Below are 17,504 nucleotides of genomic sequence, written 5' to 3' on the forward strand. Positions count from 1 at the left end.
AGATGGCCGCTATCCCAAGCGCGTGCTTGCCTTTCGCTTTTCGGCACCTTATCGCTGCCCGCATCCAGCCCCGGCCGGGGCATTTCGACCACAGCAAGCCGGGGAGCGGGCATGAGCAAGTGGGTGTACACCTTCGGTGACGGGGCTGCCGAAGGGCGAGCCGGCGACAAGAACCTTCTGGGTGGCAAGGGCGCGAATCTTGCCGAGATGTGCAGTCTCGGCCTGCCTGTGCCACCGGGCTTCACCATCACCACCGAGATGTGCAACTGGTATTATGCCAATGGTCGGCGCTATCCGGATGAGTTTGAGGCGCAGCTCGATGCTGCCCTCGACCATGTCGGCAAGGTGACGGGCCGCCGCTTCGGCGATCCCTCGAAGCTCCTGCTGGTTTCTGTGCGCTCAGGTGCCCGCGCTTCCATGCCCGGCATGATGGATACGGTGCTCAATCTGGGCCTGAACGACGAGACGGTGGAGGCGCTGGCTTCCGATTCGGGCGATGCGCGTTTTGCCTATGACAGCTACCGCCGGTTCATCCAGATGTACTCCAACGTCGTGCTCGGGCTCGATCACGAAGTGTTCGAGGAAATTCTGGAAGACGCCAAGGCGAGCCTCGGCCATGATCTTGACACCGATCTGAGCGCTGCGGAATGGCAGGACATCATTGCGCTCTATAAGGCGAAGGTTGAGGAAGAGCTGGAAAAGCCTTTCCCGCAGGATCCGCGCGAGCAGCTCTGGGGGGCGATCGGTGCGGTGTTTTCAAGCTGGATGAACCAGCGGGCCATCACCTATCGTCGTCTCCACGACATTCCCGAAAGCTGGGGCACCGCCGTCAACGTGCAGGCGATGGTGTTCGGCAATATGGGAGACAGCTCGGCCACGGGTGTCGCCTTCACCCGCAACCCTTCCACCGGCGAGAACACGCTTTACGGCGAATTCCTCGTCAATGCACAGGGCGAAGATGTGGTAGCGGGTATTCGCACGCCGCAGAACATCACGGAAGCAGCGCGCATTGCTGCCGGTTCCGACCGGCCTTCGATGGAAAAGCTGATGCCGGATGCGTTCCGCCATTTCGTCGAGATATCGCAGCGGCTCGAAAACCACTACCGCGACATGCAGGATCTCGAATTCACCATCGAGCGCGGCAAGCTGTGGATGCTGCAGACCCGTTCGGGAAAGCGCACGGCGAAGGCTGCGCTGAAGATCGCAGTCGAGATGGCCGGTGAGGGCCTGATCACAAAGCATGAGGCGGTCTGCCGCATCGATCCGGCCTCGCTCGACCAGCTCCTTCACCCCACCATCGATCCGAAGGCCGCGCGTGACGTCATCGGTGTCGGCCTGCCTGCTTCGCCGGGTGCGGCCACAGGCGAGATCGTCTTCAATTCCGATGAGGCGGAGGAAATGAAGTCGGCCGGCCGCAAGGTCATCCTCGTTCGCGTGGAGACGAGCCCGGAGGACATTCACGGCATGCATGCCGCGCAAGGCATTCTGACCACGCGGGGCGGCATGACCAGCCATGCGGCGGTGGTGGCGCGCGGCATGGGCAAGCCCTGCGTTTCCGGTGTCGGTTCGCTGCGGGTCGATCACAAGAGCGGTACGCTGACGGCGCTCGGCCAGACCTTCCGCAAGGGTGACATCATCACGATCGACGGCGGCTCGGGCCAGGTTCTGAAAGGAGCCGTGCCCATGCTCCAGCCCGAATTGTCCGGTGATTTCGCGGCCATCATGGAATGGGCGGATGCCGCACGCCGCATGAAGGTGCGCACCAATGCAGAGACCCCGGCGGATGCGCGCATGGCGCGCTCCTTCGGCGCCGAGGGCATTGGTTTGTGCCGCACCGAGCACATGTTCTTCGATGGCGATCGTATCACCTCCGTGCGCGAGATGATTCTCGCCGATACGGAGAAGGACAGGCGAACGGCGCTGGCCAAGCTTCTGCCCATGCAACGCTCCGATTTTCTCGAACTGTTCGAGATCATGGCCGGCCTGCCTGTGACGATCCGTCTGCTCGACCCGCCGCTGCACGAATTCCTGCCGAAGACGGACGAGGAAATTGATGAGGTGGCGAAGGGCATGGGCGTCTCCCCGGACAAGCTGCGCCAGCGCACCGAGTCGCTGCACGAGTTCAACCCGATGCTGGGCCATCGCGGTTGCCGCCTTGCCGTAACCTATCCCGAGATCGCCGAAATGCAGGCCCGCGCCATTTTCGAAGCGGCCGTTGAGGCGGGGCGCAAGGCCGGCAAGCTGGTGGTCCCGGAGATCATGGTGCCGCTGGTCGGGCTCAAGAAGGAGCTCGACTACGTCAAGGCGCGTATCGATTCGGTGGCGAAGAGCGTGATGGAGGAAACCGGCGTTGCCATCGAGTACCTCACTGGCACGATGATCGAGCTGCCGCGCGCTGCGATTCGCGCCAATTACATTGCCGAAACCGCCGAGTTCTTCTCCTTCGGTACGAACGACCTCACCCAGACGACATTCGGCATTTCCCGCGACGATGCGGCGAGCTTCCTCGAAGTCTATCGCCAGAAGGGGATCATCGAGCAGGACCCGTTCGTGTCGCTGGATATCGAGGGCGTGGGCGAGCTGGTGCGTTTGGGAGCCGAGAAGGGCAGGGCCACACGGCCCGGCATCAAGCTCGGCATCTGTGGCGAGCATGGCGGCGACCCGGCCTCCATCGGTTTCTGCGAGGAAGTGGGGCTCGATTACGTGTCGTGCTCTCCGTTCCGCGTGCCGATCGCAAGGCTGGCGGCAGCGCAATCCGCCATCCGCAAAGCTGGCTGAGGCGCAGATGTTTGCGCCGCCCGGCTGTGTGTTGCGTGAACATGCGGCCGGCTTCAGGCGGTGCATTCAACTTTGACGCAGAATGTTCTAAGCCATGCCATTGCGTGATCCGGATGGCGGGCGATGACGGCGTTTCCTGAACGACAGACGACGATGGCAGCGGGCTGGTCTCGCCGTACAGCGGCATTCTCGGCGGTCCTGCTGATTACAGTATGGACCGGTCATCACTTTGGTCTTGTCGAAACGCCTGCCTATCTGTGGGTTCTGGCGCTGGTGGCGTTGCTGGCAGCATTCGCCTTGCTGTTTGCAGGCTGGGCATTTGCTCGGCTCTGGAATTTCGGTGATCAGGGAGGACGCGACCTCACGGCAGGGGCACTGATTGCGTTGGTGGTTCTGGCGCCCTATGCGGTTGCATCCTGGTGGGCGCTGACGTTCCCGCCGCTGAGCGACATTTCCACAGACCTTGAAACGGCCCCTGCTCTTGCCGACGGGCGCACCTTTGCGGCTACCCCGGGCGAATGGCGCCTGCAGACGCAAGCCTATCCGCTGGTCAATGGCCGCCGCTACGACCTGCCTTTTTCCGAGGCCGTTGTCATGGTCCAGAAGGTGTTGCGAAGGCAGGGATGGAAAAATTCCACCATGCCAGTGCTCGAAAACGGGGATGCGCGGGAATTGCTGATTACCGCTGCTGCCTCCAGCTTCGCTCTGGAGTTGCCGGTCGATGTGGCTATCCGCGTTACGGGCAATGAGGAAATCAGCGTCATCGACATGCGTTCGGCATCCCGTTACGGACGCCATGACCTCGGGGACAATGCCGATCGCATCGTCCGCTTCCTGAAGGAACTCGATCAGGAAGTGACAGGCCAGACCGGGATTGAACAGGGGCAGTAAGAAGCCTCAGCGAACGGGCTCGTAAATGCCGGCGATGGAAGGTGCGCCTTCCGTTATCGCCAGACCGCGACCGACGAGATCTTCCAGATGTGCGAGAATCGACAGCCCCGCCGCGCCGTGCAGGCGCGGATCGGTATCGCGATAAATGGTCTTCACCATGTCCGCGATGGTGCGGTCGCCCTTTTCCAGACGGTCGAGAACGGCGCGTTCGCGCATTTTGCGGTGCGCCTTCAGCCCGCGCATGAAGGCCTGCGGCTGTGTCACCGGCCCGCCATGGCCGGGCAGAAAGAAACGGTCGTCGCGCTCAAGTAGCTTTTCCAGTGAGGCCATGTAGTCGGCCATGGCTCCGTCCGGCGGCGCGACGATGCTGGTGGACCAGGCCATGACATGGTCGGCGCTGAACAGGATGCCCGTTCCCTCCAATGCGAAAACCATGTGATTTGCCGCATGGCCGGGTGTATGGAGCCCGCTGATCGACCAGCCGTCTCCATCGACGGTCCCTCCGTCCGGCAGGAGCTTATCGGGCCGGAATTCGGTGTCGTTGCTTTCATCCAGCGCGTTGATCTCGCCGATCGCCAGTTCCCGCGCAGCCCGGTGCGGGCCTTCCGCGACGATGATCGCGCCGGTTTCCGCCTTCAGGCGGGGGGCGAGGGGCGAGTGGTCACGATGCGTATGGCTGACGAAAATATGGCTGACCGGCCGTCCGGCAATCGTGTCGAGCAGGGTTCTGAGGTGGCGCTCGTCTTCCGGGCCGGGATCTATGATGGCCAGCGTGTCATGGCCGACGATATAGCTGTTGGTTCCGTGGAAGGTGAATGGCGAGGCGTTTGCGGCGGTAACGCGCAAAATGCCGGGAGCCGCGCTGACAGCCGAGCCATGCGCCGGCTCGAAACCAGTATCGAATTCAAGTGCCATGAAACCTTGCCATCCGCTGTGCTGTTTCGCGAAACCATTTGCCGCTTAGCATGGAAGCCAATATAGGGGAAATGTGCTGTGCGGTGCCTGCCTCTTTAAGGAAAGGCCCGACCAACTGGCCCTGACCAAGCGGCCCCGACCAAATGGAATGAGGAAGATCATGGCAATTGCAACGACGATGCGTCCGCTTGTTTCACTGGCTCTGCCCGAGAAAGGCACTGCCCGCCTTGCGGCTCAGGTTTTTCTTGCCATCGGCGGTACGCTGCTGCTGACGGTTTCGGCCAAGACCAAGGTGTTCCTCGGCCCTGTTGATATTTCCCTGCAGACGCTGGCGGTGCTGCTCATCGCATCCGCGTTCGGCATGCGTCTGGCGGTTGCCACTCTCGTGCTCTACATGGCGCAGGGCGCCATGGGCCTGCCCGTTTTCCAGAGCTCGCCGGAAAAGGGCGTTGGCATCGCCTATATGCTTGGAACCACGGGTGGCTACCTTGCCGGTTTCGTTGCCATGGCCGCAATCGCCGGCTGGGCGGCTGATCGCGGCTTCGACCGCAACCCCTTCAAGCTGTTCGGCGCCTTCATGGTCGCTGAAGTGGTGATGATGGCGATGGGCTTTGCGTGGCTTGCTCTGCTGATCGGTGCCGACAAGGCCTGGCAGTTCGGCGTGGTGCCGTTCGTTGTCGGCGATCTCATCAAGGTCGCGCTGGCTGCCAGCCTCGTGCCGGCAGTCTGGTCAATCCTGGCCCGCTTCCGCTAGAATAAGCATCAGACCTGAAAAACGCCCGGCACCATTGACGGTGCCGGGCGTTTTTGTTTCTTGGGATGCCGGGCTTTATCAGGGTTTCGTTTCAGGGTTGGCTGCCGGGATCGATGCCGCGATCAGCATTGAAAAGAAGACGAAGAAGGAATCCATGACATCGTGCTTGAACATGATCTGTGTCATGCCGCAAAGCGCGTAGGACGATGTCACGATCAGCGCCGCAAACAGGCGGAGCCGGTAGTTGCGGTCACGCGGCGCATTCCATGCGATGTAGACCGGCACCACCAGTACAGCGATGACGGCGCTGAGAACCAGCACGCCGCCATCCAGCGCAAAGCTTAGAAAACCGTTATGCGCATGTGTGAAGCCATGTATGAGGTTGCCGTCCATCATCAGGGTTGGCAGCAGCGCACTCATGCGGTTCTGGATGCCGTAGCCCCAGATGGGTGAATGGCTGATGGCTTCTTTCGCGGCGTGCCAGAGCCGAACCCGTTCGCCAAAGCTGCCGATGCTGCGTTCCTGAAGCACGAGACTGAAGTCATTTATGGTTTGCTGCCAGCGAAGGTCCATAGTCTCCTGAACCAGATAGGTTATCAAAGCTGCCGCCGCTGCTCCGAGGATCGCTACCGGATGACGGGCAATAGTACGCACATTTGCCGGGGCGAATGCGGCCAGCAGCGCAAGAACGGGGATGCAGACGATCCACACGCCGCGGGTCAGTGACAGCAACACGGCTGCGCAGCCGGCACCGATGGCAACCGCTCCGAACAGCGCGACGATACGCGACGGTGACCCGATCTTGAGCCCGCCGAGCCCCATGAGCATCAGCGCCATCATGCCGAAGACCGCTGCGTTTCCGGCAGCCGCCTCGGGACGGATACCGAGAAACGACAGCTGGATGAGAGCGACGATGCAGGCGGCAATGGCGCCGGTCGCGGCACCGGCGGTGTAGGGTTCGAGATAGTCGATCGCGGGGCTTGCCCGCAGTCGGGGAATAATCGCCCAGGGGGAAAGGAAAGCCAGCAGCCAGGTAAATGAGAGCGGCGCAGTGGACCGGTTTTCGCCGGCAAATGCCGTGAGAACGATCATTCCGGCGAAAATGGTGAAGGTCCATGCCAGCAGGCGGTCGGATCCGGTCAGCCGGAAGCTGAATCGGCCCATTGCAAGCGAGAAGATAGCCCACACGAAAAAGGTATAGAGCAGCACCGATATCACGCTGCCGCCGACAGCCGGCAGAGCCCCCATCAGAAAGGCCGAGATGTAGTTGTTGCGATCGATGCCGTTCTGCGGAAGCCGGGCAAGGACTGCTGCCATGCGATTTCGGTCTGTCTTGGGATTTTCAGGAATGGTCAAAACCTCCGGCTCCCTGATGACGATATTCCGGCGCGGCTGGCGATGATTGTGCAGACACGCTGCACATCGCGTCGGTCAGGGAAAAGGACCTACAGCTGAAGAGGTTATAGGGCAACAAAATGATGCCCGTTTGATGGCGTGGACGTGCGGACGGAGCATGTCGCACGATTGTACCCGTTATCGTCGCGCTCGTGGAAAAATTATCGCCTCCGGTGGCTTTGGTGAGTTGACCTTGCGTTGGTTGCGCGTCCCGCTGCGGCTAAAAACCGTTTGCGGACGCAGATTTACCGACCAAAGCACCGACCTGCACGGCAGGCCGAACCCGGCGGCATCTGGCAGCCGCTCTGGATCGGTTGAAAGGAAAGCAGGCTGCCATGGCCCCGGTGCTCACCCATCTCCAGCGGCTGGAGGCGGAATCTATCCATATTTTCAGGGAGGTTGCCGCCAGTTTTTCCAGGCCGGTGATGCTGTACTCTGTCGGCAAGGATTCAGCCGTCCTCATGCATCTGGCCTTCAAGGCATTTTACCCGGCCAAGCCTCCCTTTCCATTCCTGCATGTCGACACGACATGGAAATTCCGCGAAATGATTGCCTTTCGTGACGAAATGGCCACGCGTCTCGGCTTCGACCTGATCGTGCATGTCAATGAGGATGGCGTTCGCGACGGTATAAATCCGTTCCGACACGGTTCGAATACCCACACCCACATCATGAAGACCGTGGCCCTTCGGCAGGCGCTGGATAAGTATGGCTTCGATGCCGCTTTCGGCGGAGCGCGCCGCGACGAGGAGAAATCACGCGCCAAGGAGCGTATCTTCTCGTTCCGCAATGCCAGCCATGCCTGGGATCCCAAAAGCCAGCGGCCGGAGATGTGGAATATCTACAACACCCGCATTTCGCCCGGCGAATCCATCAGGGTGTTTCCGCTGTCCAACTGGACCGAACTCGATATCTGGCAGTACATCCTGCAGGAAAACATCCCCATCGTTCCGCTCTATTTCGCCAAACGCCGACCGGTCGTGGATCGTGGCGGCATGCTCATACTTCGGGATGACGAGCGTATGGAACTGCTTCCGGGCGAAAAGGTGCAGGAACGGCTTGTGCGCTTTCGCACCCTCGGCTGCTACCCGCTGACCGGTGCGATCGATTCCTGCGCCGATACGCTTGAGGCCATCGTCGGAGAAATGCTGACGGCGCGCACCTCCGAACGGCAGGGGAGGCTGATCGACCGGGACGAGGCCGGATCCATGGAAAAGAAGAAGCGTGAGGGATATTTCTGAAATGCAGCACGTAACGCCGGAAAATCTCGACGCGGTCGAGGGCGTGCGCGCCTATCTCGTATCGCAGGAAAAGAAATCCCTGCTGCGCTTCCTGACCTGCGGCTCGGTCGATGACGGCAAGTCCACGCTGATCGGCCGGCTGCTGTCGGACACGAAGCAGATATTCGAGGACCAGCTCGCCACGCTGGAGCAGGATTCGCGCCGGCACGGCACCACGGGCGACGAGATGGACTTCGCCCTGCTCGTCGACGGTCTGGAAGCGGAACGCGAGCAGGGCATCACCATCGATGTCGCCTACCGCTTCTTTGCGACGCCGAAACGCAAATTCATCGTGGCGGACACGCCCGGCCATGAGCAGTACACGCGCAATATGGCCACCGGCGCTTCCACCTGCGATCTCGCCATCGTGCTGGTCGATGCGAGACAGGGCGTGCTTCGCCAGACGCGGCGCCACACCGTCATCGCCTCGTTGCTCGGAATCCGCCATATCGTGGTGGCCATCAACAAGATCGATCTGGTCGGCTTCGACCAGGGCGTATTCGATCGCATCGTCGCCGACTATCGCGCGTTCGCGGGCACGCTTGGCTTCCGCACTCTGGAAGCGATTCCCATTTCCGCGCGCTATGGCGACAATGTCAGCCAGCGATCGGAGCAGCTTGACTGGTATGGGGGCCCCACTCTGGTGGAGCATCTGGAGACCGTTCCGGTCGATGACGAGGCGGTGGAACGGCCGTTTCGCCTGCCGGTCCAGTACGTAAATCGCCCCAATCTCGACTTTCGCGGCTTCGCCGGCACCATAGCCTCCGGCTCTGTCTCGCCGGGCGATGCGGTGGTGGTTGCCAAATCCGGAAGGCAGGCAAAGGTCCGGCGGATCGTTGCGCAAGGTGGCGACCTTGATCTTGCGGTGGCAGGGCAGGCCGTGACGCTGGTGCTGGACGAGGAGGTCGAGGTTTCGCGCGGCAACGTGCTTGTCGCGCCTTCGGCACGTCCACAGGTTGCCGACCGGTTTTCGGCCTCGGTCGTCTGGTTCGACGAGAAGGTGCTGAGACCGGGCGCTGGCTATGTTTTGCGCACCGCCACCGATCAGGCAAGCGCCACGGTGGACAAGATCAGCCATCGGCTGAACATAAACGACTTTTCCGAGGAAGAGGCGCGCGAGCTGGAGCTGAACGAGGTCGGTGACGTCACCATCACGCTGCAGTCGCCGGTGGCCTTCGACGCTTTTGCCGAGAACCGGACCACCGGCGCGTTCATCCTTATCGACCGCATCACGAATGCCACTGTCGGTGCGGGTATGATCCGGCAGGCGATCAGGCAGGCGGATAATATCCACTGGCAGTCGCTGGATGTCGGCCGCGAAGCGCGTGCCACCCTCAAGCATCAGCGTCCCGCCGTGTTGTGGTTTACGGGCTTGTCCGGGTCGGGCAAGTCGACCATCGCCAACCTTCTGGAAAAGAAGCTGCACGCGGCCGGGCGCCACACCTACATCCTCGACGGTGACAATGTCCGCCACGGACTGAACCGGGACCTCGGCTTCACCGAAGCCGATCGCGCGGAGAACATCCGCCGGGTCGCGGAGGTCGCCAGGCTGATGGCGGATGCCGGATTGATCGTCATCGTTTCCTTCATTTCTCCGTTCCGGTCTGAACGCCTTCTGGCGCGCGAACTGATGACGGAAGGCGAGTTCATCGAGGTGTTCGTTGACACACCTTTCGAGGAATGTGTGCGCCGGGACCCCAAAGGGTTGTATGCTAAGGCGTTGAAAGGCGAGATCGACAACTTTACGGGAGTAGACTCGCCTTACGAATCGCCGGAGAACCCCGAGTTACGCCTTCAGACGCTCGGCCGGACGCCGGAAGAGATGGTAGAGGCGGTGGAACGGTGGTTGACAGAGCGTGACATTGCCCAGCAGCATTACGAAAGCGGCGGCGGTATCTGACGATACGCAAGTCCTTGCCTTGTTTGAAACTCTCGCGCTGGATGCCGGGCGCGAGATCATGCGGATCTTCGAGGCGGGCTGCGCGGTGGAGACCAAGGCCGACACCTCGCCCGTCACCGATGCTGACCGGGCAAGCGAGTGCATCATACTTGAAGGTCTGCGCGATGCCTTCCCGGGCATCGTCTGTGTCGCCGAGGAAGAAGCGTCTGCCGGCGTTCGTCCCGGTGAGCTTGGCGAGGCGTTCTTCCTCGTCGATCCGCTTGACGGGACCAAGGAATTCGTAGCCCGCCGGTCCGATTTCACGGTCAACATTGCCCTGATCCGCAATGGTGTGCCGGAGGTTGGCGTCGTTTTCGCACCGTGCAGCGGCCGCTTTTTTTCCGGGCGGCCGGGTCTGGCCGAGACGCTGTGGGTTGGTGACGATTACACCGTTGTGGCGCGCCAGCGCGTCAGCGTCCGCGAGCCGTCGATGACGCAGACGGTCGTGGCAAGCCGCTCGCATAACACGCCGCAGACGGATGAATACATTATCAGTCTGGGAGCAGCCGAAATCGTTTCTGTCGGTTCGTCGCTCAAGTTCTGCCTGCTTGCGGCAGGCGAGGCGGATGTTTATCCGCGTTTCAGCCGTACCATGGAATGGGATACGGCGGCAGGCGACGCCGTGTTGCGGGCGGCCGGCGGCATGACCAGAACCGTGGATGGCGCGCCGCTTTCATATGGCAAGCGCAACATTGCCGATGATGTCGATTTCGCCAATCCGTTCTTCATCGCCCGCGGGGTGGAGCCGGCATAACTTCACGCCGGCCCCCGTTTTCTGGCTTATTCTCCGGCTGCGACCGAATTCGAGCCTATGTAGTTGCGGATCGTCTCGATGATGCGATCCTGATCGTCTTCCGACAGATAGGGATGCATCGGCAGGCACAGGATGCGCTGCGGCAGCTCCTCCGATACGGCAAGGCCGTTGGGCGTACGCGGGAAATTACGATAGGCAACCTGCGTGTGCAGAGGCTTGACGTAATAGATGACCGAAGGAATGCCCTTCTCCTGCAGATGTGCCTTCAGACCGTCGCGCTTCGGCGTCTCGATGGCGTATTGGGCCCAGGCGGAGCGTCCGTTTTCGGGGTTGCTGGCGGCCTTGACGATGTCGCCGAGCCCCGCGGCATAGCGGGCGGCCACCCGGTGGCGGGCTTCCATTTCGTCTTCGAGAATGGCGAGCTTTTCGATCAGGATGGCAGCCTGAATGGTGTCGAGGCGGGAATTGATGCCGACGACGATGTTGTCGTACTGGGTTTCGCCCTTGCCGTGGAAGGCGAAGGAACGCAGCCTTTCGGCAAGATCGCCGTCATCGGTGAACATGGCGCCGCCGTCGCCATAGCAGCCCAGCGGCTTGGCCGGATAGAAACTGGTTCCTGCGACGTGGCCGAAGGCGCCGCACATCTTGCCGTCGGCTGAACCGCCGATGGACTGGGCGGCATCCTCGATCACCAGAAGCTTCTCGCGCGCTGCGATCTGCATGAGGGCATCGTAGTTGGCGGCAAGACCGAACAGGTCGACTGGAATGATGGCCTTCGGCTGCAGGCGGCCTTCCGCCTTCACCATGTCGATGGCGGCTTCGAGGCTGGCGATGTCGATGTTGTAGGTTTTGGGATCGACGTCCACGAATATGGGTTCGGCCTTGGTCAGAGCCACGACCTCTGCCGTGGCGGCGAACGTGAAGCTCGGCACGAAGACGGCGTCGCCGATGCCGATGCCGGAGGCGTGGAGCGGCAGCAGCAGGGCATCGGTGCCGTTGGCGCAGGCCACGACATGCTTCGTGCCGACATAGGCGGCAAGCTTTTCTTCCAGTTCCGTGACTTCCGGTCCCAGAATGTAACGGCCATGGTCAACGACGCGGTCGATGGCGGCTTTGAGCCGGTCACGGATGCGTTCGCGTTGCGCGTTGAGATCGATGAACTGCATGACTGCTCCAATGCAAATGCGCTTCAGATGGCGGCCAAGTACCAGACCTGTCCGACAGGGGAAAGGCGCAGGCGCAAACCTTCGGTGCGGCCAGATCACATTTCGATGCGCAGGTGCGACGGAAATTTGATGTGTGCGAAGTCAGCTCATTTCATGGCGCCACGGCGGGTTGGCGCCGGCGCGTGAAACGGTGACGGCAGCGGCCGACGTGGCAAATTCCAGCGCAGAGCGCAGGCCGCTCATGGACAGGCCCGACAGTGCAGACCGGGACAGCATTCCATGTTCCGACAGGCAGGCGAGCAAGCCTCCGTTGAAGGTGTCGCCCGCGCCCACCGTGTCCACGACATCGACCGGTGGCGGCAGGATGGTGACCGAGCCCGCGCGCGAATATCCGGTCGCGCCCCTGGCGCCATGGGTGATGACGATGAGGGCGGGGCCGCGCGTCAGCCAGCCTTCAACGAAATCCTCCGTCGTGCCGGGCTGCCCGAACCATGCGAGATCCTCGTCCGAGAGCTTCACGATGTCGGCCATTGCCATCATCGCTTCGATGCGCGCGAGATGCTTCTCGCGATCGGGAATGAAGCCCGGCCTGATGTTTGGATCGAGCATCATCACGCGCTTGCCGTGCTCGCGGCGCATAAGCGCTTCATAGGCGCTGCCGGCAGGCTCGGAGATGAGGCTGATCGCCCCGAACAGCATCGCTGCGACCTCGTTGTCGAGCGCGGGGAGGTCGGCTTCTGTCAGCATGCGGCCGGCTGTGTTCTCATCATAGAATGTATAGCTGGCCTGCCCCCGGTTGAGCTGGACGAAGGCAAGAGTGGTCGGACGCGGGGAGATGTGGAGGTAGCGGCAGTCGACTTTGCTGGCTTGCAGCTCCTGCCGCAGAAGCGTGCCGAACATGTCGTGTGAGATGCCGGAAAAGAAGCCGGTGCGAGCACCAAGCCGCCCGAGCGCAATCGCAGTGTTGAACACCGCCCCACCGGCATAGGGGGCGAAAGCCTGCTCGCCGAGCGTGGAACTGCGCGGCAGCATGTCTATCAGGGCCTCGCCGCAGCAAAGTATCATCAGGCGTTCGCTCCGTAGCTCAATCTGGGGGAATGAAATTGGTTGCCGCCTACGCCGTTCTGGCGGGGAGGGTCGGGCCGATCAGAAAACGTTCGGAGAGCGGCAGGCTGGCGGCGCCGAGGGCGCGGGCATGAACGCCGACCGTGCCTTCCTGGATGCGGGGGACGGAAACGCCTTCGGCATCGATGCCCGACATGGCATTGCGAACGGCATCGACCAGCCGGGCGCGGACGGAAGCCGGCATCCAGCCATCTATGACCGCGGCTTCAAAGTCGATGACGGCTGTCGATGAGGCGATCGAATAGGCCAGCGCATTTGCGGCGTCGAGGATCCACTGATCCACGGTCGGGCCGAGGTCGCCCCATTCTTCCGGCGTCGTCCAAAGATGCGGCGCATCCACGCCAGTTGCGTTCAGGCGCTTTTCCAGCACCGCGATCGAGGCGATGTCGATCAGCTGGGTCGGCTTGTTGCCGTTGCCGGGAATAAGCATCGAGCCAAGGGCGCCGGCATTTCCCGTCGGCCCGCTGTAGAGCCTGCCGTCAAGCACGATGCCGCCGCCGGCGAAGGCACCGATGTAGAAATAGACGAAATCGCGCAAAGCGCTGGTCTGGCCGAATACCAGTTCGGCCCCGCAGGCGGAGGTGGCGTCATTCTGGAGATAGACGGGAAAATCGCACAGAAGCTGGATTTCGGAGCGCATGTCGCGGTGGCGCCATTCGTCCATGATCTCGCGCGGCGCACCGGCGGTGTCGGCCCAGCTCCACAGCTCGAAGGGCATCGCTATGCCAAGGCCGGCAATGCGCTTCTGTTGGCCGGCGCTCAGGGTTGCCCGCAGCTCCTTCATGCCCGACAGCACGAACTCCACCGTTTCGCGCGGAACCGGATAGCGGTAGGAAAGCTGCGACGAAGCACGCACCGTTCCCAGAAAATCGATGAGCACGAGATCCGAGCTGCGGCGGCCGATCTTGAGCCCGATGAAGAAGGCGCCGTCGGGATTGAGCGACATCGGCACGGAAGGCTGGCCGATCTTGCCGCGTTGCGGAGCCTGCTTCAGAAGCAACCCGTCGCGTTCCAGCTCGCGCATGATGACCGATACGGTCTGCGCCGACAGGCCGGTCATCCTTGCGATGTCGGATTTCGACAGGCTGCCATGCAGGCGCACGAGCGACAGCACGAGCCGCTCATTGTGATCGCGCATCCCGCTCTGGTTGGTGCCGCGGTGGAAACGGCTTTCCGCCGCTTCGGGCGGACCATGTTTCACAGTGCCGGTTTCCACCGTAGCCAGTCTCCCGAAAGTTCCCCTGTCCTTTGGCAAGAATGTTGGATCGGCGCAATGCTGTCAATAATAAATAAGAGTGATTTAATTATTGACAGGGTGCCGGAACCTGTGTTTGTTTTTGTCTCAGGGCGCGGCCGGGAAGGCAGTGCGAGCGCTCGTATCTTGGCCCCGGAACTGGTCCGGAGCCGTCATCATCTGGGAGGATGCAATGAAAATCTCCGCGTTGAAGGCCGCCCTGTTCTGCGCGACCGCGCTTGGTGCGGCAGCGCTTGCCGCTCCGGCTTCCGCACAGGAAGTGGGCGCATGCCTGATCACCAAGACAGACACCAATCCCTTCTTCGTGAAAATGAAGGAAGGCGCTGTTGCCAAGGCCAAAGAACTGGGCGTCAACCTGAAGACCTATGCCGGCAAGATCGATGGCGACAGCGAAAGCCAGGTGGCGGCCATTGAAAGCTGCATCGCCGATGGTGCCAAGGGCATTCTGATTACCGCATCCGATACGGCGGGCATCGTTCCGTCCGTGAAGCAGGCCCGCGATGCCGGCATCCTCGTCATCGCGCTTGATACGCCGCTCGAACCCGCGGATGCCGCCGACGCGACCTTTGCCACCGACAATCTGCTCGCCGGCGAACTGGTAGGCAAATGGGCCGCAGCCACGCTCGGCGACAAGGCGAAGGATGCAAAGATCGCCTTCCTCAATCTGACGCCATCGCAGCCGACCGTCGACGTTCTGCGCGATCAGGGCTTCATGAAGGGCTTTGGCATCGACACCAAGGACATCAACCGCATCGGTGACGAGGACGATCCGCGTATTGTCGGCCACGATGTGACCAACGGCAATGAAGAGGGTGGCCGCAAGGCGATGGAAAACCTTCTCCAGAAGGACCCGTCCATCAATGTCGTCCACACCATCAACGAGCCTGCGGCTGCCGGTGCCTATGAGGCGCTGAAGGCAGTGGGCATGGAAAAGAACGTGCTGATCGTGTCCATCGATGGCGGCTGCCCGGGCGTGAAGAACGTGGAGGCAGGGGTGATCGGCGCGACCTCGCAGCAATATCCTCTGCTGATGGCTTCTCTCGGCATCGAGGCCATCAAGAAATTCGCTGACACGGGCGAGAAGCCGCAGGCCACCGAAGGCAAGGATTTTGTCGACACCGGCGTGGCGCTGGTCACCGCAAAGCCTGCCGAAGGTGTCGAGTCGATCGATGTCCAGAAAGGCCTTGAGCTTTGCTGGGGTTGATCCCGGCGCAGGCTTGAGCACACTATTCTGCGGACGCGCGGGAATTTCCTGCGCGTCCTCCGTGAGCAAGCGCTCGATGGGAGGAGGGCACTTATGAACGAAGCTGCTTCAGGCGAAGGGCGGGCGCAGGAGTTCGAAAAGGCTCTGGAAGGCAGCGACAGTTCGGTGGCGCGCTTTGAAGGACACGACCGCACCCCTGTCGAGAAATTGCAGCACTTCCTGCATTCCAGCCCGGCGGCGGTGCCCCTGATCGTCCTGATTGCTTCGCTTGTCGTCTTCGCTCTGGTGATCGGCGGGCGCTTCTTCTCGCCGTTTTCCCTGACACTCATTCTGCAGCAGGTGGCGATCGTCGGCATCATCGGGGCGGCCCAGACGCTGGTGATCCTGACGGCAGGCATCGATCTTTCTGTCGGCGCCATCATGGTGTTGTCCTCGGTGGTCATGGGGCAGTTCACGTTCCGCTACGGGCTGCCGGCGCCTGTTGCGATCCTTTGCGGCTTCGCTGTCGGCGCTGCCTGCGGCTTCCTCAATGGCTGGCTGGTGGCGCGGCTGAGGCTGCCGCCATTCATCGTCACGCTCGGCACCTGGCAGATCATTCTGGCTGCCAACTTTCTCTATTCCGCGAACGAGACGATCCGCGCTCAGGATATCGAGGCCAATGCGCCGCTGCTGCAATGGTTCGGCAACAATATCCGCATCGGCAATGCCGTCTTCACCTATGGCGTGATTGCCATGGTGGTTCTGGTGCTGGTGCTCTGGTACGTGCTCAACCACACCGCATGGGGGCGGCATGTCTATGCGGTGGGCGATGACCCCGAGGCCGCCAAGCTTTCGGGCGTCAACGTCAACCGAATGCTGCTTTCGGTCTACACGCTTGCCGGGCTGATCTGCGCGCTGGCCGGCTGGGCGCTGATTGGGCGTCTTGGCTCGGTCTCGCCCACTTCAGGGCAGTTCGCCAATATCGAATCGATCACGGCAGTGGTGATCGGCGGCATATCCCTGTTCGGCGGGCGCGGCTCCATTCTCGGCATGCTGTTCGGGGCGCTGATCGTTGGCGTATTCTCGCTGGCACTGCGGCTCATCGGCACCGATCCGCAATGGACCTATCTGCTCATCGGCGTGCTCATCATCGGTGCCGTAACGGTCGACCAGTGGATCAGGAAGGTGGCAGGCTGATGCAGCGCGAACCCATTCTCACCGCACGCGGTCTGGTCAAGCGCTATGGCCGCGTCACAGCCCTCGATTCAGCCGATTTCGATCTCTATCCGGGCGAGATACTGGCGGTGATCGGGGATAATGGCGCAGGAAAATCATCGCTGATCAAGGCGCTTTCCGGCGCGATGACGCCCGATGAGGGCGAGATCAGGCTGGAGGGAAAGCCGGTTTCCTTCCGCTCGCCGATGGAGGCGCGCGAGGCCGGCATCGAGACCGTCTACCAGAACCTTGCCTTGTCGCCGGCGCTGTCGATCGCCGACAACATGTTCCTCGGCCGCGAGATCAGGCGGCCGGGGCCGCTTGGCCGATGGCTGCGCATGCTGGACCGGCCTGCCATGGAAAAGCGCGCCCGTGACATGCTTTCCGAACTCGGACTGATGACCATCCAGAATATCGGGCAGGCGGTGGAAACCCTCTCGGGCGGCCAGCGTCAGGGCGTGGCGGTGGCGCGCGCCGCTGCCTTCGGGTCCCGGGTGGTGATCATGGACGAACCGACGGCAGCGCTCGGCGTCAAGGAATCGCGGCGCGTGCTGGAACTGATCCTCGACGTGAAGAAGCGCGGCCTGCCGATCGTGCTGATTTCCCACAACATGCCGCATGTTTTCGAGGTCGCCGACCGCATCCATATTCACCGGCTGGGCCGACGGCTCACCGTCATCGATCCGAAGGACTACACCATGTCGGATGCGGTGGCCTTCATGACCGGGGCAAAGGCGCCGCCGGAGGCTGCCGTCGCAGCCTGATCCAGTGCCATCTTCACGGACGCTGTCTGAAAGCGTATCTGGGACGGGGATCGAAGCGCGCGCCAGCGCGTTGTTCCCGACCTGAGGCTT

14 protein-coding genes are annotated in these 17,504 nt (G+C 61.9%); 9 read left to right on the forward strand and 5 right to left on the reverse strand.

Annotated features, from left to right (window positions below; translation table 11 throughout):
* Positions 1-111 precede the first annotated feature (111 nt).
* Together ppdK and MIC97_RS16400 are read left to right on the forward strand one after the other, a co-directional pair.
* Positions 112-2,778 carry a pyruvate, phosphate dikinase gene (ppdK, locus tag MIC97_RS16395; protein ID WP_239800899.1) on the forward strand — a complete coding sequence of 889 codons (2,667 nt, stop codon included), beginning with the start codon at positions 112-114 and terminating at the stop codon, positions 2,776-2,778.
* Between the two features lie 123 nt (positions 2,779-2,901).
* Positions 2,902-3,669: a DUF1499 domain-containing protein gene (locus tag MIC97_RS16400; RefSeq protein WP_239800900.1), complete on the forward strand. Its 768-nt coding sequence runs from the start codon at positions 2,902-2,904 to the stop codon at positions 3,667-3,669.
* Positions 3,670-3,675: 6 nt separating this feature from the next.
* Here the strand turns inward: MIC97_RS16400 and MIC97_RS16405 are convergent, their stop codons facing one another.
* Complete coding sequence (locus MIC97_RS16405; RefSeq protein ID WP_239800901.1) at positions 3,676-4,584, reverse strand: MBL fold metallo-hydrolase; 909 nt, start codon at positions 4,582-4,584, stop codon at positions 3,676-3,678.
* Between the two features lie 160 nt (positions 4,585-4,744).
* On the opposite strand from MIC97_RS16405, the gene MIC97_RS16410 reads away from it, so the two are divergent.
* Complete coding sequence (locus MIC97_RS16410; RefSeq protein WP_239800902.1) at positions 4,745-5,338, forward strand: biotin transporter BioY; 594 nt, start codon at positions 4,745-4,747, stop codon at positions 5,336-5,338.
* Positions 5,339-5,416: 78 nt separating this feature from the next.
* Here the strand turns inward: MIC97_RS16410 and MIC97_RS16415 are convergent, their stop codons facing one another.
* Positions 5,417-6,655: an O-antigen ligase family protein gene (locus MIC97_RS16415; protein WP_239800903.1), complete on the reverse strand. Its 1,239-nt coding sequence runs from the start codon at positions 6,653-6,655 to the stop codon at positions 5,417-5,419.
* A 392-nt stretch (positions 6,656-7,047) separates the two neighbouring features.
* Here MIC97_RS16415 and cysD point away from each other — a divergent pair, with 392 nt between their 5' ends.
* Genes cysD through cysQ form a run of 3 tightly spaced genes read left to right on the forward strand, consistent with a single transcriptional unit; the run spans position 7,048 to position 10,706 of the window.
* Entirely contained in the window at positions 7,048-7,974 is a 927-nt protein-coding gene (cysD, locus tag MIC97_RS16420; protein WP_275592359.1) for a sulfate adenylyltransferase subunit CysD, read from the forward strand.
* 1 nt (position 7,975) lies between these two features.
* The gene (cysN, locus tag MIC97_RS16425; RefSeq protein WP_239800905.1) at positions 7,976-9,913 is read left to right on the forward strand and encodes a sulfate adenylyltransferase subunit CysN; all 1,938 of its coding nucleotides are present in this window, start codon (positions 7,976-7,978) and stop codon (positions 9,911-9,913) included.
* Entirely contained in the window at positions 9,876-10,706 is an 831-nt protein-coding gene (gene cysQ, locus MIC97_RS16430; RefSeq protein ID WP_275592360.1) for a 3'(2'),5'-bisphosphate nucleotidase CysQ, read from the forward strand. The genes cysN and cysQ overlap by 38 nt, the downstream gene beginning before the upstream one ends.
* Positions 10,707-10,732: 26 nt before the next feature.
* Here cysQ and MIC97_RS16435 read toward each other — a convergent pair whose 3' ends face one another.
* The 3 genes from MIC97_RS16435 to MIC97_RS16445 all read right to left on the reverse strand — a co-directional run bounded on the left by MIC97_RS16435 (position 10,733) and on the right by MIC97_RS16445 (position 14,213).
* Positions 10,733-11,872, reverse strand: coding sequence for a DegT/DnrJ/EryC1/StrS aminotransferase family protein (locus MIC97_RS16435; protein WP_239800906.1), 1,140 nt, complete (start codon positions 11,870-11,872; stop codon positions 10,733-10,735).
* Between the two features lie 141 nt (positions 11,873-12,013).
* Positions 12,014-12,937 (reverse strand): carbohydrate kinase, encoded by a 924-nt coding sequence (locus tag MIC97_RS16440; RefSeq protein WP_239800907.1) that lies wholly within the window; start codon positions 12,935-12,937, stop codon positions 12,014-12,016.
* 49 nt (positions 12,938-12,986) lie between these two features.
* Positions 12,987-14,213 (reverse strand): ROK family transcriptional regulator, encoded by a 1,227-nt coding sequence (locus MIC97_RS16445; RefSeq protein WP_239800908.1) that lies wholly within the window; start codon positions 14,211-14,213, stop codon positions 12,987-12,989.
* 211 nt (positions 14,214-14,424) lie between these two features.
* Here MIC97_RS16445 and MIC97_RS16450 point away from each other — a divergent pair, with 211 nt between their 5' ends.
* The 3 genes from MIC97_RS16450 to MIC97_RS16460 all read left to right on the forward strand — a co-directional run bounded on the left by MIC97_RS16450 (position 14,425) and on the right by MIC97_RS16460 (position 17,414).
* Entirely contained in the window at positions 14,425-15,456 is a 1,032-nt protein-coding gene (locus MIC97_RS16450; protein WP_239800909.1) for a sugar ABC transporter substrate-binding protein, read from the forward strand.
* 93 nt (positions 15,457-15,549) lie between these two features.
* A complete protein-coding gene (locus MIC97_RS16455) occupies positions 15,550-16,632 on the forward strand; it encodes an ABC transporter permease (RefSeq protein WP_239800910.1) in 1,083 nt (360 codons plus the stop codon).
* A complete protein-coding gene (locus MIC97_RS16460) occupies positions 16,632-17,414 on the forward strand; it encodes an ATP-binding cassette domain-containing protein (protein WP_239800911.1) in 783 nt (260 codons plus the stop codon). The genes MIC97_RS16455 and MIC97_RS16460 overlap by 1 nt, the downstream gene beginning before the upstream one ends.
* Positions 17,415-17,504: the final 90 nt, after the last annotated feature.

Source organism: Aquamicrobium sp. NLF2-7, from assembly GCF_022359935.1.
GTDB classification, from domain to species: Bacteria; Pseudomonadota; Alphaproteobacteria; order Rhizobiales; family Rhizobiaceae; genus Mesorhizobium; species Mesorhizobium lusatiense.